We start from the raw sequence: 18,771 nt of genomic DNA, 5'->3' as shown, positions 1-18,771 counted from the left end.
AAAAGGGCGGCCATTTTTGGCCGCCCGCAGACTTACGCGATTCGCAGTTCGTGCTTTATCGGTGACAGGGTGATTTTTACCGGCACCGACTTCGAGGTAGGCGTACCGCTGATATCACCGAAGCTGGACAGGGGAACCAGCGGGTTGGTTTCCGGATAGTAGGCGGCCAGGTTGCCGGCGGGAATATTGTACGGCACCAGCTTGAAGCCGTGAACCTTGCGGGTGATACCGTCGTTCCACACGGTTTCGATATCGACGTTATCCCCGGCGGCGAAGCCCAGTTTTTCCATGTCCTGCGCGTTGATAAACAGTACTTCACGCTGGCCGTAAACGCCGCGATAGCGATCGTCCAGACCATAGATGGTGGTGTTGTACTGGTCGTGCGAACGCAGGGTTTGCAGGGTGAACGGCACCTCGGCATCCAGCGGCGGGAACAGGGAAACCGGCAGCGCCGCGTTGCTGAACTGAGCTTTCTCATGCAGGGTGTTGAAACGCAGCTCTGCGGCGGCGTTACCCAGATAGAACCCGCCCTTGATGTCGCATTTCGCATTGAAATCGGCAAAGCCCGGGATGGTTGCGGCGATATGGTCGCGGATCAAATTGTAATCCGACGCCAGCCCCAGCCAGTCGACTTTCTCTTCGCCCAGTACCGCATTGGCAATACCGGCAACAATCCAGGTTTCAGAGCGCTGCGTATCGGCAATCGGCTTGCCCACGCCTTCGGAGGCGTGCACCATGCTGAACGAGTCTTCCACGGTAATAAACTGCGGGCCGGTTTCCTGAATATCCTGCTCGGTACGGCCCAGCGTGGGCAGGATCAGCGCGTCCACCGCACCCGGACACAGGTGGCTGCGGTTCAGTTTGGTGCTGATCTGCACGGTCAGACCACAGCGGCGCAGGGCTTCTTCGGTACGCGGGCTGTCCGGGGCCGCCGCGGCCAGGTTACCGCCTAAGGCGATTAATACCTTAATTTCATCACGCAGCATCGCTTCCAGCGCTTCAACGGTGTTGTGGCCGTTTTCACGCGGGGGTTCGAAGCCAAAATGCTGGCCCAGGCTGTCGAGGAAGGCTTTCGGCGGCTTCTCATCAATGCCCATGGTGCGGTTGCCCTGCACGTTACTGTGGCCGCGTACCGGGCACAGTCCCGCGCCTTTCTTACCTAACTGACCGAACAACAGCTGCAGGTTAACGATTTCACGCACCGTATCAACGGAGTGTTTATGCTGGGTAATGCCCATCGCCCAGGTACAGATCACCCGATCGGCGCTCTGATAGATCGCCGCCGCTTCGCGGATCTGCTGCTCGCTGAGGCCCGACTGCTGGACGATCTGCGGCCATTGCGTGGCATCGACTGCGGCCAGATAGGCCTCCATACCCTCGGTTTTGGCGTTGATGAAGGCTTCGTCAAACAGACCTTTTTCACCGGCGGCGACCAGCGCACGGTGATTTTCCGCCAGCACTTTGACCATGCCGCGAACGGCGGCCATATCGCCGCCCAGGTTCGGCTGGTAGTAGGTGGAGCTGATCTGACCGGCCATGCTGGTCACTACCTCCAGCGGCTTCTGCGGGTCGGCAAACCGCTCCAGTCCGCGTTCGCGCAGGGTATTGAAGGTAACAATTTTGGCACCGTGATCGGCGGCATGGCGCAGGCTGTGCAGCATGCGCGGATGGTTGGTCCCCGGGTTCTGGCCAAAGACAAAAATGGCATCGGCGTGATCGAAGTCGTCCAGGCGAATGGTGCCTTTACCGACGCCGATGCTGCGCTTCAGACCGCTGCCGCTGGCCTCGTGGCACATGTTGGAACAGTCGGGGAAGTTGTTGCTGCCGTTCATGCGGCCAAACAGCTGATAAAGCCAGGAGGCCTCATTGCTGGCGCGGCCGGACGTGTACAGCTCCATCTGGTGCGGGTTGTCCATCGCCTTGATATGGCGGGCGATCAGCGCAAACGCATCGTCCCAGCTAATCGGCTCGTAGCGGTCAGTCTGGCGGTTATAGCGCAGCGGCTCGGTCAGGCGGCCCTGATACTCCAGGAAGTAGTCGCTCTGCTGATAGAGCGAAGTCACGCTGTACTGCGCGAAGAAGTCGGCACCGATGTTGCGGCGGGTGGCTTCCCAGGTCACCGCTTTGGCACCGTTCTCGCAGAAGCTGAAGGTACTTTTATTATCATCCCCCCAGGCACAGCCGGGGCAGTCGAAGCCTTTTGCCTTGTTCATACGCATCAGGTTGCGCATGTTTTTTAACACTTGTTTGCTGTCGAAAACAAAACGGGTGGTCGCTTCCAGTGAACCCCAACCACCGGCCGCGGCCTGGTAGGGTTTAATCGCTTCTTTAAATTTCATAATATGCAGGCTTATGTTGGAATGATGTTAAGAAGTTATGACTCCTTTTGGCTAAGTGTGATATCAGGGGTCGAAATTGTCTAATTGATTGCAGCGATGGAGCGATAGTTAGTATTTATCGCGATAATGTTAAAACTGTGACTTTGTTCAAAGATTAATCGGTTGTTTTTCCTTCCGGTACGGCGATCCGCCCGCTGTCGTCTAATACTTAGCGTTCACGAAGCACGGCGGGAGAGGCCTGATGAAAAAATTTGCCAGCAGCGTTCATGCATTCGGTAAAGCGTTAATGATGCCGATTTCGGTCATTGCCGCCGCCGGGATCTTTCTCGGCGTGGCAGCGGCGATGCAGAATCCGGCTATCACCGGTGAGGCGTTTGCCGCGATGCAGGTGCCGCAGCTGATCATCGGTTTTATCCGTAAGGTCGCGGGCGCGCTGTTTGCCAACCTGCCGCTGCTGTTTGCCGTCGCCAGCGCCATCGGTCTGGCAAAAGCGGAAAAGCCGACAGCGGCCTTCGCGGCGACGATCGGCTTTATCGTTATGCACGTGGGCGTCAGTGCCACGCTGGCCGCCAAAGGGCTGACCGCCACCACCACCACGGCCCAGGCGCTGCAGGCGCAGGGCATGGATCAGACCCAGGCGATGATGACGGCGGCGGAATATATCCAGATGCTGGGCATCTTCACCTATAACATGAGCGTGCTGGGTGGGGTGATTGCCGGACTGCTGACTGCCGTTATCCATAACCGCTGCTACACCGTCCAGCTGCCGACGGCCATCAGCTTCTTCGGCGGGCGGCGCTTCGTGCCGATCGTTACCGTGCTGGTGCTGCCGCTGGTGGGGGTGCTGCTGGCGGTGGTCTGGCCGACTGTTGGCCTCGGCATTGCGTGGATCGGTGAACTGATCGGCAAAAGCGGGCAGTACGGCGCGTTCCTGTACGGCACCAGCGAGCGGCTGCTGATCCCGACCGGGCTGCACCACATCCTCAATGAAACCGTCCGCTTCACGCCGATTGGCGGCATTGCCACCGTCGACGGGCAGACGCTGGTGGGGGCGCTGAACATCTTCAATGCCTCGCTGACCCATCCCGGTAGCGTGCCCGATGAGACGGTGCGTGAAGCCACGCGCTTCCTTGCCCAGGGTAAAATTCCGGTAATGATGTTTGGCCTGCCCGCCGCCGCGCTGGCGATTTACCATTCCGCCCGTCCCGAGCATAAGCAGCGCGTCAAGGCGCTGATGCTTGCCGCGGCGCTGACGTCTTTCACCACCGGCATCACCGAGCCGCTGGAATTCTGTTTTATCTTCGTTTCACCGGTGCTCTACGTCCTGCATGCGCTGCTCAGCGGGCTGTCGTTTATGCTGATGTCGCTGTTCCATCTGATGATTGGCAACGTGCAGGGAGGAGCGATCGACCTGGTGGTCTTCGGCATCCTCGGCGGTGAAAAGACCGCCTGGTGGTGGAGCATCGCGCTGGGGCTGATTTATATTCCGGTCTATTACTACAGTTTCCGCTTCATTATCCGACGGATGCATGTTGAAACGCCCGGTCGCGAAACGGAAGAAGCAGAGGCCACGCCGCAGGTGGAGGCCGCAGAACGCATCAAGGTGATTATCAGCGGTCTGGGCGGTGCGGAAAATATTGAGGATGTGGACTGCTGCTTCACCCGCCTGCGCGTGCGGGTCAGAGCGATGAAAGAGGTGGTGGATGCCACGCTGATGAGCACCGGGGCTAACGGGGTGAACCGCGTCAGCGATACCGATGTACAGGTGATCTATGGCCCGCAGGTGGAGAAAATCGCCGGAGAAGTGAAAAGCGCGCTGGGGATAGCCTGAGGAAATTTAAGTGAAGGAAGACAATAAGGTGACCGACGCATTTACCTCGCCGGTTATGTTTGTACACCGATAGCTACACCGCTATAATTTCTGGTAAGTTATATATCTCTATGGAATATAAAGAAAATAGACATTAAGCAGCTCATTTATCTGTGTAATCTGGAGCGTGAGCGCCACTTTGGCCGCGCCGCAGAAGCCAGCTTTGTCAGCCAGCCGACCCTCTCCATGCGTCTGAAAAATCTGGAGCGCGAGCTGGGCCTGTCGCTGATCAACCGCAGTAATAACTTCGACGGTTTTACGCCGGAGGGCGAGCGCGTGCTGTCGTGGGCGCGGGAAATCGTTTCGGTTTATCAGGGGCTGAAGCTGGAGGTCGAATCGCTGAAACACGGCGTCAGCGGCACGCTGCGCATCGGCGTGGTGCCGCAGTGCAGTATTTCGCTGCCCATGCTGTTAAAGGCGGTGTCCGATCGTTATCCGCAGCTGGATTATCGCATCGCGGTACTCAGCGCCGACCAGCTGCTGGAAGCACTGAACAGCCACACGGTGGATGTCGGCATCGGCTTCTTCGAGCTGGCGACGCTGCGTGAACTGCACTTTCAGGCGGAAATGCTGGACGACCGCGGCGTGGAAGTGATCTGGCATCCGCAGCATTTCCCGCAGCTGGCGGGGGAAGCGCCGCTGACGCTGGAGGAGGTGGTGCCGCTGCCGCTGTGCCTGGCCGACCGCACGCGCTATTTCCGCCGCTACCTCGACAGCCATTTCCTCGATGCGGGGCATACCCTGCGCGTGGTGATGGAAACCACCTCGGTGTTCCAGCTTATTCAGGGCGTGCAGGTGGGGCTGGGCTGTCTGATCTCCCCGGTCGGGCATCTGATCCCAGAGACGATTGGCGAACTCTGCCGTCGGCCGCTGCTGATGCCGCCGATGTCGCGGCACGGCGCGGTGGTGATCGCTGAACCCGGGCGCGCCACGCCGCTGGCGCAGCACTTCTTTGATGAGGTCAGGCACGTGCTGGTAGGCTGATCGGCAACCCTCAGCCCGGCAGCGTGCCCTTCAAAATTCGTTGGAACACGCGCACAGCCGCGTGCTTTTTCAGCGGTGGGCGGCAGATACCCGCCCACCGCTCATAGCTTAGTGATTATCCAGACCGATCGTACCCAGGCTCTGCATCAGGCGGTTTGACCAGCCGGCAGCGGCGACGCTCAGGATCACATCGAAAATCCCGGCGGTGGATAAACCCACTTCGCGCAGCGGCTGCACATGCGCCGCGCTGAAGCGGTCCGGAACCCGCGTCAGCTGGGAGGCCAGCAGAATAATCGCTTTCTGTCGTTCGCTGGCGATGCTTAACGCCCGATCGACATTTTCCCGCAGCGCATCGCGCAGCTCGCCTGCCGGATAGCGGGCGAAACACCGGCTGCTGCCGTTAATCCGTGCTGCCACCGCAGCGGCAAGCGCGGTATCGTCAGACGCGTGCTGTTTTTCCAACGCCGACAGCAGATGCCCCCAGCCGTTCAGCACGTCGCCGTCCTGCGCCAGCAGCCAGACGAAAGGTTCCGGCTGGATCAGCGGTAGGCAGAAGGTCAGCGCCTCCAACTGATCGGCGGCGGCATAGCGCGGCTCCAGCGGCGTCAGCGCGGGCTGCCACTCTCCAGCGGGCAGCGCCGCCGCATCCGGCGGCACGCTGACGCCCGGCATCCAGCGCACCGGCAGGGCCATCAGCGCGTGGATCCCCGCCACAACGCGCGCCTGATAGCTGACAAAGCCGATGGTCTGGCTGAAGCTGATAATATCGGGAACGGTTAACCCCACCTCATCCAGGCGCTGCAGCGCCGCAGAGTCAATCAGCGTCGGCTGCCCGGCGAGCTGACGGGCGTATTCGGTGATCTGCGTTAAGCGGCGATTGCTTTCACGGGATGAGTCCGGCCCCGGCAGGGGATTTAATCGCGCCGCATAGTGATTGCACAGCCGCTGGATCCCCGTGACCTGCGCCACGGTCAGCGCGGTGCTGATGCGGTCGTACAGCGTCAGCGTATGCGTCAGGCTGGTGGACAGCTGATTGGGAAACAGCAGCTGATACAGATCCCGCGAGGCCAGATGCAGCGGCTGCGCATGCTGCAGGATAGCTTTTAATTCTCCTTCCGCCTGCTGCGTCAGACCCAGTAAAAAACGGTCTGTAATCTCCGCGGCCTCAGGCACCAGCGCGCTCCGCTGAGCGGGCAGACTGGTCTGGGTTTCATGATACCAGTGGCTGTTGCCGGGAAAACGGCGTTGTTCCATGGTCATTCCTTTTCAAGTTAACTGACCGACGGATACCGTAAACGTCAGAGGCTCCGCCGATCTGAATGGCATGAATATCCTGACGTAAGCGCTGTGGCGAGCAAAATAATGATCGGTGCTATTAAATAGCTGGAAGATATAAGGGCTTAGGAAATGCAGGGACACCGGAACGCCGCGGCAGGTTTACCGCGTGCGTCCGGGAGCTTATTCATCGTGCGGGGGGACCGGATTAACGGTCTTTACGCCAGGCGTCGGCGGTCAGCGCCTCACCAAAATGGCTGCTGATCAGACGTTTGGTGAGTTCGTGCAGCGGGCAGGCCAGCACGTCTGCCGTACTGCCGCGCTCCACAACCTCACCCTGATGCATCACCAGCACCTGATCGCTGATGTGCTTCATCATTCCCAGGTGCTGGGTCACATAGATATAGGCAATACGGTGTTTATCCTGCAGCTCGAGCATCAGGTTGATCAGCTGTGAACGCATCGACATATCCAGCGAGGCCAGCGCCTCATCGGCGATAATAACGCGCGGCTGCAGGATCAGCGCGCGCGCCAGGCCGATACGCTGTTTCTGCCCCGGCGCCAGCATATGCGGGTAGTAGGCGGCGTGATCGCGCAGCAGCCCCACCTGGCGCAGGGTGGCGATAATGCGTTTTTCCCGCTCGGGTCCACTCAGTTCGGTATTCAGCCGCAGCGGCAGGTCCAGAATCTGACTGATGCGCTGGCGGGGATTGAGCGAGTTGGACGGATCCTGGAATATCATGCGGATACGCTGGCTGCGATAGCCATAGTCGCCGTATTCCAGCGCACGATCGTCAATCATGATTTCACCGGAGGAGGGCTCAATCATTCCGCTGAGCATTTTGGCCAGCGTTGATTTACCCGAGCCGTTTTCTCCGATTACCGCCAGCGTCTGGCCCTCGCGCACGGTAAAGCTGACGTCTTTCACCGCTTCAACGTGCTGGCGGCGAAACAGCCCGGTGCGGTAGCGGTAGGTTTTACTGAGGTTGCGCACTTCCAGCAGCGTTTCGTCCATTACTGTTGCTCCGTGTTCAGCGGGAAGTGGCAGGCGTACAGATGATTCTTCGAACCGGTCAGCCGCGGGGTTTCAATACAGGTGCGTTGCGCATAGGGGCAGCGCGGCCCCAGACGGCAGCCAATCGGCAGATGCTCCAGCGACGGGATCGCACCCGGCAGCGTATTCAGGCGGCTTTTGTGCGGCAGCGAGCGGCCAAAATCCGGCATCGCGCGGATCAGCGCCTGAGTGTACGGATGGTGCGGGGCGCTAATCAGCTCTTCGCTCACCGCCGTCTCCACCGTCTGGCCGCAGTACATCACGTTAATCTTATCGGCCCAGTGGCTCAGCATCTGCAAATCATGGCTGATTAACAAAATCGTGGTGTTATTGTTCTGATTCAGGCGGGAGAGCAGACGGAAAATCTGCGCCTGCGTCGTTGGCTCCATGGCGTTGGTCGGCTCGTCGGCAATCAGCAGGCGCGGCTGGTTAGCCAGCGCAATGGCGATCATCACCTTCTGGCACTCGCCGTCGGTCAGCTCGTAGGGGAAGCTGCGCATAATATCTTTGTGATCTTTAATCCCCACCCGGTGCAGCAGTTCAATCGCCCGATAGTGACGCCAGCGAAAACGCTGATACCAGCGGCCTTTCCACGTGGAGCCGGGGATGGCCTGCTTGAGCTGGGTGCCGATGCTCTCCGACGGATCGAGGCAGGACTGCGGCTCCTGAAAAATCATCGACACGTTCTGCCCGACGATTTTACGGCGCTCGCGGGGGGAAAGATGCAGCAGATCGATATCATCGAAGCGCATGCGGTCGGCGGTGATGCGCCAGTTGTCCTTGGTAACGCCACAGATGGCCTTGGCGATCAGGCTCTTCCCCGAGCCGGATTCGCCCACCAGCCCGCGAATTTCACCTTCGGTCAGCGTAATGCTGACGCGATCGACCGCCTTGACCGGCCCGTCGGCGGTCATAAACTCAATGGTCAGATTTCGAATATCAAGCAGCGGCATTATTCGACTCCCGCAACGATGGCCCGGCGCACGCCGTCACCCAGCAGGTTGACGATCAGTACACAAAGCATAATCGCTGCGCCGGGTAACATCACGGTCCAGGGCGCAACATAAATCAGCTCCAGCGAGTCCCCCAGCATCGCTCCCCACTCCGGCGACGGCAGCTGCGCGCCGAGGTCGAGGAAGCCCAGGGCGGCAATATCGAGGATCGCCATCGACAGCGCGCGGGTGAACTCGGTGATCAGCAGCGCGAGAATATTGGGTAAAATCGCATGCCACAGGATATCCAGATTGCTGGCGCCGTCGAGCCGGGAGGCCACCACGTACTCTTTTTCCAGTTCGTCATGCACCGCGCTGTAAATGGCGCGCACCAGCCTCGGCAGGATCGCCAGAAACACCGCCAGCATGGCGTTTTCCAGCCGTGGCCCCATAAAGGCAACGACGATTATCGCCAGCAGCAGGGAAGGAATCGACAGCAGGGTATCCAGCACGTGGTTCATGACCGCCGAGCGTAGGCCGTGGGTTAACCCCGCCAGTACCCCCAGCACCATGGCGCAGACCGCGGCGGCCAGGGTAATGACAATCGCCGACCCCACGGTGGGTGCCGCACCGCTCAGCAGGCGGCTGAGCAGATCGCGGCCCAGATCGTCGGTGCCGAGGAAGAAGGAAACGTCGCCGTAGCGCGACCAGGACGGCGGTAGCAGCTGATAGCCGAGGAACTGCTGATCGATGCCGTAAGGCGAGATCAGATTGCCAAAGATGCACAGCAGCAGGACGGCACCGAAGCAGTACAGGCCAATCATCGCCGTGGTGTCGTGATAAAACAGCCGCCACGTGTGGCGCAGCGGGCTGGGCGGACGCTTCTCTGAATAGATATTATCGGCGGGCATGAGTTTCCGCTGGCGTTTTTTTGCGCGTGGTTAATTTAAACTCTATTTTCATATCATCATCTTACGTTGAAATCACGCTTTAGGCACACCCATTGTGGTGACATCCGACGGCGGAGTAAACCCGTATATTTCAGCATAGATGATTATCCGTCTATTACAGTGTCACAAGCAAGGGGACTGCACGGGGAAACCACAGCACCATCAGCATCCCGGCAAATTTAAGCAGTGCCCCGTTGATACGACCCAAACAGGGTGGGGGTGAGTTCTTGCGATGAACTGAACCTGCGATGAGCCAGCTCTGTAAGCAGCTGCACACCTGCGGGGAAGAATTTGTCATAAATTATTGACGGAACATAAGCTGGTGATATAGTGACCAGATTCTGCGCAAAAGCAGCATCTGAACTCAGCATCATCATCAATTCCGTAACGACGCGTTTGAATACCGTTACTAAGCACGCCTCCCAGGATAAGGATAAAAAACATGGCCACCATCTCACAGAAAGCCGCACGTGACCTGCTCGGTTCGCCTGAAAACTTCAGGGGGGGCGTATTTGTGACCCGTAACGGTACGGCGGAGTTGTTTATTCAGACTGCCGCAGAGCGGGAAGCCGAACTGGCCGAGCGGGAAGCGGATAAACAAATCAATGCCATGCTCAGACTCGTTGGCCTGTCAAAACAGGAATTTGCCAGAAACGAAAGCCTCAGCGCTGAAGAGTTACTGGCTGAACGTCAGCGCCTCCGCCAGTTAAAAGGCGCGTAATGAAAGTTCAGATTTCCAAAACAGGGCAAATTACCCTTGAACTGGTGGAGCGGTACAAAGCCTCCATTCATGGATTGCCGGCAGCACAGGGATTTGCCGATGGCCTGCTGATACGTGCAGCGACAGCTATAGGCGAGAACCCCGGTATCCATCACAAAAATCTTCAGGCGCTGGAAAAGGGCGTCGAACTCTTCGAATGGCTGGACCTGGATAACCAGTATCGCGTGCTATACACCCTTGAGCGTAATGTGGCTCTGGTGCATATCTTCTGCAGCACAAAGGAGGATTTTAACCGGCTGCTTTACCTTGTTATGATGTCCTGAGAGCGGATCGGTAGCCCGGGTCAATGCAATATTACGGATTTGATTGCGTGATTATTATTTCTATTTTTTTTGCGCTTCTTTAATAACATCCACGCGTTTTAATTCCTTTTATCACATGGCCAAAGCTTTCCTTTCTGAGTATGTCTCCCGTTAACACGGTAACCGATTTTTTTTCGAGTGCTTTATCCCCTCAACCAGAATTTATACCCTAGCGTAGGGCATACCATTCCTTATGCTTCAGCGGGTTGGTCATCGCCCCGAGAATATCGGCCAGCACGTTTACCGCGATCACCAGCGCGCCGACCACCATTACCCCGGCGGAGATCGCCGCGTAATCCTGCTGCCGAATGGCGTTAATCAGCCAGCGGCCCAGCCCCGGCCAGCTGAAAACCACCTCGGTGATCATCGCCAGCGTCAGCATGGTGGAAAACTGCAGCCCGAGGCGGGGGATCACCGGCGGCACGGCGTTATGCAGCACGTGGCGGCGAATAATGGTGAACAGCGACAGGCCGCGGGTTGCTGCCGCCTTGACGTAGTTCTGCTCCATCACATCGCGGGTGCTGATGCGCAGCAGGCGGATCACTTCGGTAGTAGGCGCAACCGACAGCGCGGCGACCGGCAGGACCATATGACGCAGCGCGCTGACAATCATTTCATGCCGCCACGGCGAGTCGGAAAGAAACGCATCAATCAGCGCGAAGCCGGTAATATTTTTAACCGGATAGAGCAGGTCAAAGCGCCCGGACACCGGCAGCCAGCCGAGATTGAGCGAGAAAAACAGCGTCAGCAGCAGCGCCAGCCAGAATACCGGCAGCGAGAAGCCCAGCAGCGCGATGGCGCTCAGCAGCTTGTCCTGCCATTTGTTGCGCATCACCCCGGCGACAATCCCCAGCGGGATGCCGACCAGCATCGCCAGCGCAAAGGCCATAAAGCACAGTTCCAGCGTGGCGGGAAACACCTCGCGCAACTGCTGGTTTATCGACTGGCCGTTAATGCTGGATACGCCGAAATCGAGGTGCAGAATGCCTTTGAACCAGAACGTCCAGGCATCGAACAGCGAGGCACCCTGCAGCGGCGCATGGGGAGTAAAATAGCTCAGGCTGAAGCCGATCAGCGTCAGCATAAACAGGGTCACGATAAACAGCACCAGGCGGCGCAGGGTATAGATAATCACGGTGAAGCCTCCTCACCCTTGTCGCGATGGACGCCGGCGAACGACGCATTGCCGAACGGGCTCAGCACCAGCCCTTTGATATCGTGGCGGTAGGCCTGCAGGCGCAGTGAGTAGGCCAGCGGCAGCACCGGCAGCTCTTTAGCCAGCAGCGCCTGGGCGCGATCGTAGTAGTCGATACGGGTGGCCAGCTGCTGGGAAAGCAGCGCCCGGTGAACCAGATCGTCGAACTCGGGATTACACCAGTGGGCGTAGTTGGTCTGCGAGGCAATCGCCGCACAGCTCAGTAACGGCCGGAAGAAGCTGTCGGGGTCGTTACTGTCGGTTGACCAGCCGGTCAGGGTCAGATCGTGATTCATCTCCATCAGCCGCGCCTCCTGGAAGCGGCCGTCAACCTGCACAATGGTTACCCGCACACCGATCTGCGCCAGATCGGCCTGCAGCAGTTCGGCGGTTTTCATCGGGCTGGGGTTCCACGCCTGCGAAGCGGAGGGAACCCACAGCGTCAGGTGAAGGTTCTCGATCCCCAGCGCCTTCAGTGCCTCTCTGGCCCGGTCCGGGTTATACGGGGTGATGCGCGCATCGGTATCGTAGGCCCAGGAAGCGCGCGGCAGAATTGAGGCGGCGGTTTCCGCCGTACCGTAAAAAATCGACTCCATCAGACGTTCATTATTAATGCCCAGCGCCAGTGCCTGGCGCACTTCAGGCCGATCGAGCGGCGGCTTGCGGGTATTAAAGGCCAGATAGGCGGTATTCATCCCCGGGCGGAGCGTGAGGCGCAGGCGCGGATCGTCACGCAGAATCGAAAGCTGGCTGGCGGCGGGATAGGCCAGCACATCGCACTCGCCGGTCAGCAGTTTGGATAAGCGCCCGGTGCCGCCCGCGCCAAGATCGATCACCACCTGCGACATGCGCGGCGTGCCTTTCCAGTAGTTCTCATTACGCTGCAGGCGAATGTACTGCCCGGCGCGATACTCGCTGAGCATAAACGGCCCGGTGCCAATCGGTTCGCGGTCAAGCTGCTCCTGGCGATCGCTTTTGGTCAGCTTATCGGCGTATTCCGCGGAGAGCACCGGCGCATAGTGGGTGGCAAGATGCCAGAGGAACGAGGCGTCCGGGCTGTTCAGGCGGATTTCAACGGTATTTTTATCCAGTTTCTTCACGCTCTGAACGGCGTCGGAAAACTGCAGGCTGTCGAAATACGGGTAGCTGCCGCCGTTGACGTTATGCCAGGGATGCTGGCGGTTAAAGACGCGCTCAAAGCTGAACACCACATCATCGGCATTCATTGGCCGGGTTGGCGTAAACCACGCGGTTTTCTGGAAGGCGACTTTCTGGCGCAGATGGAAGCGGTAGGTGGCACCGTTATCCAGCACCTCCCAGCTCTCGGCCAGTTCGGGGATCAGCCGATAGGTGTAGGGGTCAACGTCCAGCAGGCGATCGTAAAACTGGGCCGCAAGGGTATCCACCACCAGCCCGCCGCTGGCCATTTGCGGATTAAACGTGTTCATTACGCCGTTAACGCAATAGACAAAGCCGCTCTGGCGGATATCGCCGGGCGTTGCGGACCACGCCTGGGCGGAGAAAACGCCGAGGCTGAGTAACAGGGTGGAAAATAATTTGCGCATAATTGGTCTGATATTTAAGGCATAAGCAGAGTGTACCGCACTCTCGCCGAATGGCTACAGCCCGGCGGGATAACTGACGGCTAATTCGCCGCTAAAAGAGCGTACTGTTATCAGGGGTGTTCAAAATACACCCAATATTACTGCGGTAATGAGAAAAATTCTCAACAAAGTACTTTACAGAGAGAAGTGAGAATGATTATTATTGCCTTGCGCTTCACCGGTGGCTCTACCGGGGAAGAGCACGACATTGCTCACATTGCTTCCAGTATTTTTCAGCCCACCTTGAGTGGGCTTTTTTTTTGCCCGTTACTCATCCCCGCTGATGGCGTGCTTTTTGAGCATCGCACGCAGCTGATGGTAGCTGACGCCCAGCAGCTCTGCCGCCCGGCGCTGGTTAAAGCGCGCCTGAGCGAGGCTTTTTTCCACCAGCGCCCGTTCCTGACACAGCTGCCAGTGGCGTAAATCAAACGGCAGGTCGGGCAGGGCATCGCCTGGGGGCTCTGCAGCGGGCGCGGCGGAGGCGGTTGGGCTGAAGGGATTGATGATGATGGTATCCAGCAGCCGCTCGCTGTCCGCATGGCGGTAAACCGAGCGCTCCACCACGTTTTTCAGTTCACGCACGTTGCCGGGCCAGTCGTAAGCCAGCAGCGTCTGCTGCGCGGCGGATGAGAAACCGGGAAACAGCGGCAGGCCGAGCTCGCGGCACATCTGCATGGCAAAGTGCTGTGCCATCACCAGGATGTCGCTGCGGCGTTCGCGCATCGGCGGCAGCTGCACCACGTCAAACGCCAGTCGGTCAAGCAGGTCCGCGCGGAATTTGCCCTCGCGCGCCAGCTGTGGCAAATCGTCATTGGTCGCACAGACCAGACGCACGCTGACCTGCAGCGGCTGGCTGCCGCCGACGCGTTCAAGATGGCCATATTCAATCACCCGCAGCAATTTTTCCTGCACCAGCATCGGCGCGGTGGCCAGCTCGTCGAGAAACAGCGTGCCGCCGTCCGCCCGCTCAAAGCGGCCGAGGTGGCGCTTCTGTGCGCCGGTAAACGCCCCGGCCTCGTGGCCGAACAGTTCGGAATCCAGCAGGTTCTCATTCAGCGCCGCGCAGTTCAGCGAAATAAACGGCCCCTGCCAGCGTGCTGACAGGTAGTGCAGGCGGCTGGCAATCAGCTCTTTCCCCGTCCCGCGTTCACCCACCACCAGCACCGGCTTATTCAGCGGCGCGAGCCTGGAAACCTGCTCCAGCACTTCCAGAAAGTTGTTTGATTCACCCAGCAGGGTATCGGAACGATCGCTCATAATGAATTTCACCAGGATTTAGCGAGATTAACCACTGTAGAGTTTAGCCCAGCGGCTGTAAATACGCCTGACCATTAAAAATCAACAACATAAAAACTGGCACGCCTTTTGAATAGTGTATTCCCGTACCGCACAATCAACGTGCTTAAACGGCAGACGCCGGGGTTTTATTTAAGAGGATTATATTATGGGAATTTTTTCTCGTTTCGCCGACATCGTAAATGCCAACATTAACGCGCTGCTGGAAAAGGCCGAAGATCCACAGAAGCTGGTTCGCCTGATGATTCAGGAAATGGAAGATACGCTGGTGGAAGTGCGTACCACGTCGGCCCGCGCGCTGGCCGAAAAGAAACAGCTGCTGCGCCGCATTGACCAGGCGGAAACCCAGCAGGCGGAATGGCAGGACAAGGCCGAGCTGGCGCTGAGCAAAGAGAAAGACGATCTGGCCCGCGCCGCGCTGATCGAGAAGCAGAAACTGACCGATTTGATCGCCGTACTGCAGCAGGAATCCGGCCAGGTGGAAGAGAGCCTGACGCGGATGAAAGGCGAGATTGGTGAGCTGGAAAACAAACTGAATGAAACCCGCGCCCGTCAGCAGGCGCTGACCCTGCGTCACCAGGCCGCGTCCTCTTCCCGTGACGTTCGTCGCCAACTGGACAGCGGTAAAATTGATGAAGCTATGGCGCGCTTTGAATCGTTTGAACGCCGCATCGACCATATGGAAGCGGAAGCCGAGAGCCACAGCTTCGGCAAATCGAAAACCCTCGACCAGCAGTTTGCTGAACTGCAGGCGGACGATGAAATCAGCCAGCAGCTGGCGGCTCTGAAAGCTAAAATGAACCGCAGCGAGTAAGCTAACCGTCAACGGGCCTGTATTAAGGAGAATCAATGAGCGCGTTATTTCTTGCCATACCGTTAACCATTTTCGTGCTGTTCGTTGCGCCGATCTGGCTGTGGCTGCACTACAGCAACCGGCAGAATCGCGGTGCCGACCTGTCACAGGGCGACCTGCAGCGACTGCAGCAGCTGACCGGCGAGGCGAAAAAAATGCGGGAACGCATTCAGGCGCTGGAAGCGATTCTCGACGCCGAGCATCCGAACTGGAGGCAGCCATGAATCACCGCCATAAGCTTTACCGTATTCCGCAGCAGGGCAAACTCAAAGGCGTCTGCGCCGGGGTGGCCAACTATCTGGATATTCCGGTGCGGCTGGTGCGGGTAATTGTGGTGCTGTCGATGTTCTTCGGGCTGTTTGTGTTTACCCTGGTCGCCTATGCGGCGCTGGCCCTGGTGCTGGACGAGATGCCGCAAAGCGAGCTGGATAACCAGCCGCCGTTAAATGCGGCGCAGCTGCTGGACGAACTCAGCGATGAACTGCGCGGCGGCGAACGGCAGCTGCGCGAGGTGGAACGCTACGTCACGTCGGAAACTTTCACCGTGCGCAGCCGCTTCAGCCAGCTTTAATCGTGTTGCAATCACGTGGAGAAAATTATGCGTCACGGAAAATCGACCCTGCGTCATCAGGCTGCTCCCGCACTGATCAAGGCAGGGAAATTTATACTGATTAGCGCCATTACCTACGGCCCGGCCGGGCTGAGCGGATGGGCGGTAAAATCCGTGGCGCGTAAACCGCTGAAAATCCTGCTGGCGTGGGCGCTGGAACCGCTGATCCGCCGCGTAATGCGCGGTGCGGTGTCAAAGTGGGTGAAACCGGCCCGCTAGCGCCAGTGTGTTAAGCTAAGGACAATTAAACACCTGAGGTAGCTGGCTCCTGATGAAACGACTGCAAAATGAATTGATGTCGCTGGTGAACCGCGGCGTGGATCGCCATCTGCGCCTTGCCGTTACCGGCCTGAGCCGCAGCGGTAAAACCGCTTTTATCACCTCGCTGGTTAACCAGCTTCTGAATGTAAATACGGACGCCAGACTGCCGCTGTTTACCGCCGTGCGCGAACAGCGGCTGCTGGGCGTTAAGCGCGTGCCGCAGCGCGATCTCGGCATCCCCCGTTTTACCTATGATGAAGGCCTGGCGCAGCTGCATGGCACGCCGCCCGACTGGCCGACGCCGACGCGTGGCGTCAGCGAAATGCGACTGGCCCTGCGCTACCGCTCGCGCGATTCGCTGCTGCGCCACTTTACCGATGCCTCCACGCTTTATCTCGAAATCGTTGACTACCCCGGCGAATGGCTGCTGGATCTGCCGATGCTGGCGCAGGATTATCTCAGCTGGTCGCGCCAGATGACCGGGCTGCTGCAGGGCGACCGCGCCCTGTGGTCGCAGAAGTGGCAGCAGCTTACCGCCGGGCTGGATCCGCTCGCCCCGGCGGATGAAAACCGGCTGGCGGAGATTGCCGCCGCGTGGACCGAATACCTGCAGCGCTGCAAGCAGGAAGGGCTGCACTTTATTCAGCCCGGCCGCTTTGTGCTGCCCGGTGAAATGGCCGGTGCTCCCGCGCTGCAGTTTTTCCCCTGGCCGGAGGTGGCGGAGGGTGGTGAAACCCGACTGGCGCAGGCGGATGCCGGCAGCAATATCGGCATGCTGCGCGCGCGCTACCAGTACTACTGCCAGCACGTGGTGAAGGATTTCTATAAAAATCACTTCCTGCGCTTTGACCGCCAGATCGTGCTGGTCGACTGTCTGCAGCCGCTGAACAGCGGGCCGCAGGCATTTAACGACATGCGGCTGGCGCTGACCCAGCTGATGCAAAGCTTCTCCTACGGCCAGCGCACGCTGTTTCGCCGGATGTTTTCACCGGTGATCGACAAGCTGCTGTTCGCCGCCACCAAATCCGATCACGTTACCGCCGATCAGCACGCCAACCTGGTGTCACTGCTGCAACAGCTGGTGCAGGACGCCTGGCAAAACGCCGCCTTTGAAGGTATTACCATGGACTGCGTGGGTCTGGCCTCGGTGCAGGCCACGCAGAGCGGCTACGTTGAGCATCAGGGGGAGAGCATTCCGGCGTTACGCGGTCACCGACTGGCGGACGGCGTGCCGCTGACGGTCTATCCGGGCGAAGTGCCGCCCCGTCTCCCCGGCAGCGCCTTCTGGCAGCAGCAGGGTTTTCATTTTGAGCAGTTCCGCCCGCAGGCGCTGGATATCGACAGGCCGTTGCCGCATATCCGTATGGATGCCGCGCTGGAATTTTTACTGGGAGATAAACTGCGATGAGTACACCCATTAAACCGCGCATGGATTTTGCCGAGCCGCTGGCCCGGGAGCAGGCGACGATCCTGCGGCAGCAGCAGGAATTTGGCGAACAGCAGGACAGGTTCGTCGCCGTCGAGCAGGACGTTGACGTACAGGAAGAGAGCGCGGGCGAGCTGGCGGTGGAAGCCGCGCTGCGGCCTAAACGCAGCCTGTGGCGCAAAATGGTGACCGCCGGGCTGGGGCTGTTTGGCATCAGCGTGGTGGCGCAGGGCGTGCAGTGGACCCATCAGGCGTGGATCGCACAGGACTGGATTGCCCTCGGCGGCAGCGTGGCCGGCGGGCTGATTGTCGCCGCCGGAGCAGGATCGCTGATGGTTGAATGGCGTCGGCTGTACCGCCTGCGCGAGCGGGCGACCGAGCGCGATACGGGCCGCGAACTGTTGCAGAGCCGTGGCATGGGCAAAGCCCGCGCCTTCTGTGAAAAGCTGGCGCAGCAGGCGGGGCTGGACAATGGCAACCCGGCGTTACAGCGCTGGCAGGCCTCGCTGCACGAAACCCACAATGACAGTGAAGTGGTGGCGCTCTACGCCCGGCTGGTTCAGCCGCAGCTGGACCGTCAGGCGCGGCGCGAAATCAGCCTCTGCGCCGCGGAATCAACGCTGATGATCGCCGTCAGCCCGCTGGCGCTGGTGGATATGGCGTTTATCGCCTGGCGCAATCTGCGGCTGGTCAATCGCATCGCCCAGCTGTACGGCATTGAACTGGGCTACTTCAGCCGCCTGCGTCTGTTTAAACTGGTGCTGCTGAACATCGCCTTTGCCGGGGCCTCGGAGCTGGTGCGGGAAGTCGGCATGGACTGGATGTCACAGGATCTGGCCGCCCGCCTGTCGGCGCGCGCCGCGCAGGGCATTGGTGCCGGGCTGCTCACCGCTCGTCTTGGCATTAAAGCGATGGAGCTTTGCCGCCCGCTGCCGTGGCTGGAAGATGACAAACCCCGGCTGGGTGACTTCCGTCGCGAGCTGATAGGCCAGCTGAAAGAGAGCCTGAAACGGTCACCCGAGCGGGAAAAATAACACGG

Annotated in this window: 18 protein-coding genes; 10 read left to right on the top strand and 8 right to left on the bottom strand. The window is 59.2% G+C overall.

Annotation, left to right across the window (positions count from 1 at the left end; translation table 11 throughout):
* Window positions 1–32: 32 nt before the first annotated feature.
* On the bottom strand, window positions 33–2,339 hold the full coding sequence (locus PGH32_RS08380; RefSeq protein ID WP_337893760.1) for an FdhF/YdeP family oxidoreductase: 2,307 nt from the start codon (window positions 2,337–2,339) through the stop codon (window positions 33–35).
* 241 nt (window positions 2,340–2,580) lie between these two features.
* Between PGH32_RS08380 and PGH32_RS08375 the strand changes: the two genes are divergently transcribed.
* Together PGH32_RS08375 and PGH32_RS08370 are read left to right on the top strand one after the other, a co-directional pair.
* Complete coding sequence (locus PGH32_RS08375) at window positions 2,581–4,170, top strand: PTS transporter subunit EIIC (RefSeq protein WP_337893759.1); 1,590 nt, start codon at window positions 2,581–2,583, stop codon at window positions 4,168–4,170.
* Window positions 4,171–4,296: 126 nt separating this feature from the next.
* Window positions 4,297–5,193 (top strand): LysR family transcriptional regulator, encoded by an 897-nt coding sequence (locus PGH32_RS08370; RefSeq protein ID WP_314425032.1) that lies wholly within the window; start codon window positions 4,297–4,299, stop codon window positions 5,191–5,193.
* Window positions 5,194–5,301: 108 nt separating this feature from the next.
* Here the strand turns inward: PGH32_RS08370 and PGH32_RS08365 are convergent, their stop codons facing one another.
* The 4 genes from PGH32_RS08365 to sapC all read right to left on the bottom strand — a co-directional run bounded on the left by PGH32_RS08365 (window position 5,302) and on the right by sapC (window position 9,365).
* Window positions 5,302–6,447: an oxidoreductase gene (locus PGH32_RS08365; protein ID WP_337893758.1), complete on the bottom strand. Its 1,146-nt coding sequence runs from the start codon at window positions 6,445–6,447 to the stop codon at window positions 5,302–5,304.
* A gap of 229 nt (window positions 6,448–6,676) precedes the next feature.
* Window positions 6,677–7,483: a putrescine export ABC transporter ATP-binding protein SapF gene (sapF, locus tag PGH32_RS08360; RefSeq protein WP_314424922.1), complete on the bottom strand. Its 807-nt coding sequence runs from the start codon at window positions 7,481–7,483 to the stop codon at window positions 6,677–6,679.
* A complete protein-coding gene (gene sapD, locus PGH32_RS08355; RefSeq protein WP_314424920.1) occupies window positions 7,483–8,475 on the bottom strand; it encodes a putrescine export ABC transporter ATP-binding protein SapD in 993 nt (330 codons plus the stop codon). The genes sapF and sapD overlap by 1 nt, the downstream gene beginning before the upstream one ends.
* Window positions 8,475–9,365: a putrescine export ABC transporter permease SapC gene (gene sapC, locus PGH32_RS08350; protein ID WP_314424918.1), complete on the bottom strand. Its 891-nt coding sequence runs from the start codon at window positions 9,363–9,365 to the stop codon at window positions 8,475–8,477. The genes sapD and sapC overlap by 1 nt, the downstream gene beginning before the upstream one ends.
* A gap of 481 nt (window positions 9,366–9,846) precedes the next feature.
* Here sapC and PGH32_RS08345 point away from each other — a divergent pair, with 481 nt between their 5' ends.
* Window positions 9,847–10,125: a hypothetical protein gene (locus tag PGH32_RS08345; RefSeq protein ID WP_314424916.1), complete on the top strand. Its 279-nt coding sequence runs from the start codon at window positions 9,847–9,849 to the stop codon at window positions 10,123–10,125.
* Complete coding sequence (locus tag PGH32_RS08340) at window positions 10,125–10,448, top strand: hypothetical protein (protein ID WP_337893757.1); 324 nt, start codon at window positions 10,125–10,127, stop codon at window positions 10,446–10,448. The genes PGH32_RS08345 and PGH32_RS08340 overlap by 1 nt, the downstream gene beginning before the upstream one ends.
* A 208-nt stretch (window positions 10,449–10,656) precedes the next feature.
* On the opposite strand, the gene sapB is transcribed toward PGH32_RS08340, so the two are convergent.
* The 3 genes from sapB to pspF form a co-directional block, all read right to left on the bottom strand.
* Window positions 10,657–11,622: a putrescine export ABC transporter permease SapB gene (sapB, locus tag PGH32_RS08335; protein WP_314424910.1), complete on the bottom strand. Its 966-nt coding sequence runs from the start codon at window positions 11,620–11,622 to the stop codon at window positions 10,657–10,659.
* Window positions 11,619–13,247, bottom strand: coding sequence for an ABC transporter substrate-binding protein SapA (sapA, locus tag PGH32_RS08330; protein ID WP_314424908.1), 1,629 nt, complete (start codon window positions 13,245–13,247; stop codon window positions 11,619–11,621). The genes sapB and sapA overlap by 4 nt, the downstream gene beginning before the upstream one ends.
* Before the next feature lie 306 nt (window positions 13,248–13,553).
* The gene (gene pspF, locus PGH32_RS08325; protein ID WP_443112747.1) at window positions 13,554–14,543 is read right to left on the bottom strand and encodes a phage shock protein operon transcriptional activator; all 990 of its coding nucleotides are present in this window, start codon (window positions 14,541–14,543) and stop codon (window positions 13,554–13,556) included.
* 187 nt (window positions 14,544–14,730) lie between these two features.
* Between pspF and pspA the strand changes: the two genes are divergently transcribed.
* The 6 genes from pspA to PGH32_RS08295 are packed head-to-tail and all read left to right on the top strand — an operon-like array spanning window position 14,731 to window position 18,766.
* Window positions 14,731–15,396 carry a phage shock protein PspA gene (pspA, locus tag PGH32_RS08320; protein WP_314424906.1) on the top strand — a complete coding sequence of 222 codons (666 nt, stop codon included), beginning with the start codon at window positions 14,731–14,733 and terminating at the stop codon, window positions 15,394–15,396.
* Between the two features lie 35 nt (window positions 15,397–15,431).
* Complete coding sequence (gene pspB, locus PGH32_RS08315; RefSeq protein ID WP_314424904.1) at window positions 15,432–15,659, top strand: envelope stress response membrane protein PspB; 228 nt, start codon at window positions 15,432–15,434, stop codon at window positions 15,657–15,659.
* Window positions 15,656–16,006: an envelope stress response membrane protein PspC gene (gene pspC / locus PGH32_RS08310; protein WP_314424902.1), complete on the top strand. Its 351-nt coding sequence runs from the start codon at window positions 15,656–15,658 to the stop codon at window positions 16,004–16,006. The genes pspB and pspC overlap by 4 nt, the downstream gene beginning before the upstream one ends.
* A 27-nt stretch (window positions 16,007–16,033) precedes the next feature.
* A complete protein-coding gene (pspD, locus tag PGH32_RS08305) occupies window positions 16,034–16,264 on the top strand; it encodes a phage shock protein PspD (protein ID WP_314424900.1) in 231 nt (76 codons plus the stop codon).
* Between the two features lie 52 nt (window positions 16,265–16,316).
* Window positions 16,317–17,714 carry a YcjX family protein gene (locus PGH32_RS08300; protein WP_314424898.1) on the top strand — a complete coding sequence of 466 codons (1,398 nt, stop codon included), beginning with the start codon at window positions 16,317–16,319 and terminating at the stop codon, window positions 17,712–17,714.
* Window positions 17,711–18,766 carry a YcjF family protein gene (locus PGH32_RS08295; RefSeq protein ID WP_337893756.1) on the top strand — a complete coding sequence of 352 codons (1,056 nt, stop codon included), beginning with the start codon at window positions 17,711–17,713 and terminating at the stop codon, window positions 18,764–18,766. Before PGH32_RS08300 ends, PGH32_RS08295 begins: the two co-directional genes overlap by 4 nt.
* The last annotated feature ends 5 nt before the right edge of the window (window positions 18,767–18,771 follow it).

The organism is Erwinia sp. SLM-02 (assembly GCF_037450285.1).
Classification (GTDB): Bacteria; Pseudomonadota; Gammaproteobacteria; order Enterobacterales; family Enterobacteriaceae; genus Erwinia.
This window is presented reverse-complemented; position numbering and strand designations above follow the sequence as displayed.

Coding starts and splice junctions, on each gene's coding strand:
- PGH32_RS08345 (WP_314424916.1), top strand. CDS start 9,847: ATGGCCACCATCTCACAGAAAGCCGCACGTGACCTGCTCGGTTCGCCT.
- pspF (WP_443112747.1), bottom strand. CDS start 14,543: ATGAGCGATCGTTCCGATACCCTGCTGGGTGAATCAAACAACTTTCTG.
- sapF (WP_314424922.1), bottom strand. CDS start 7,483: ATGGACGAAACGCTGCTGGAAGTGCGCAACCTCAGTAAAACCTACCGC.
- sapC (WP_314424918.1), bottom strand. CDS start 9,365: ATGCCCGCCGATAATATCTATTCAGAGAAGCGTCCGCCCAGCCCGCTG.
- pspB (WP_314424904.1), top strand. CDS start 15,432: ATGAGCGCGTTATTTCTTGCCATACCGTTAACCATTTTCGTGCTGTTC.
- sapD (WP_314424920.1), bottom strand. CDS start 8,475: ATGCCGCTGCTTGATATTCGAAATCTGACCATTGAGTTTATGACCGCC.
- sapA (WP_314424908.1), bottom strand. CDS start 13,247: ATGCGCAAATTATTTTCCACCCTGTTACTCAGCCTCGGCGTTTTCTCC.
- pspA (WP_314424906.1), top strand. CDS start 14,731: ATGGGAATTTTTTCTCGTTTCGCCGACATCGTAAATGCCAACATTAAC.
- PGH32_RS08340 (WP_337893757.1), top strand. CDS start 10,125: ATGAAAGTTCAGATTTCCAAAACAGGGCAAATTACCCTTGAACTGGTG.
- pspC (WP_314424902.1), top strand. CDS start 15,656: ATGAATCACCGCCATAAGCTTTACCGTATTCCGCAGCAGGGCAAACTC.
- PGH32_RS08380 (WP_337893760.1), bottom strand. CDS start 2,339: ATGAAATTTAAAGAAGCGATTAAACCCTACCAGGCCGCGGCCGGTGGT.
- PGH32_RS08295 (WP_337893756.1), top strand. CDS start 17,711: ATGAGTACACCCATTAAACCGCGCATGGATTTTGCCGAGCCGCTGGCC.
- PGH32_RS08375 (WP_337893759.1), top strand. CDS start 2,581: ATGAAAAAATTTGCCAGCAGCGTTCATGCATTCGGTAAAGCGTTAATG.
- pspD (WP_314424900.1), top strand. CDS start 16,034: ATGCGTCACGGAAAATCGACCCTGCGTCATCAGGCTGCTCCCGCACTG.
- PGH32_RS08300 (WP_314424898.1), top strand. CDS start 16,317: ATGAAACGACTGCAAAATGAATTGATGTCGCTGGTGAACCGCGGCGTG.
- PGH32_RS08365 (WP_337893758.1), bottom strand. CDS start 6,447: ATGGAACAACGCCGTTTTCCCGGCAACAGCCACTGGTATCATGAAACC.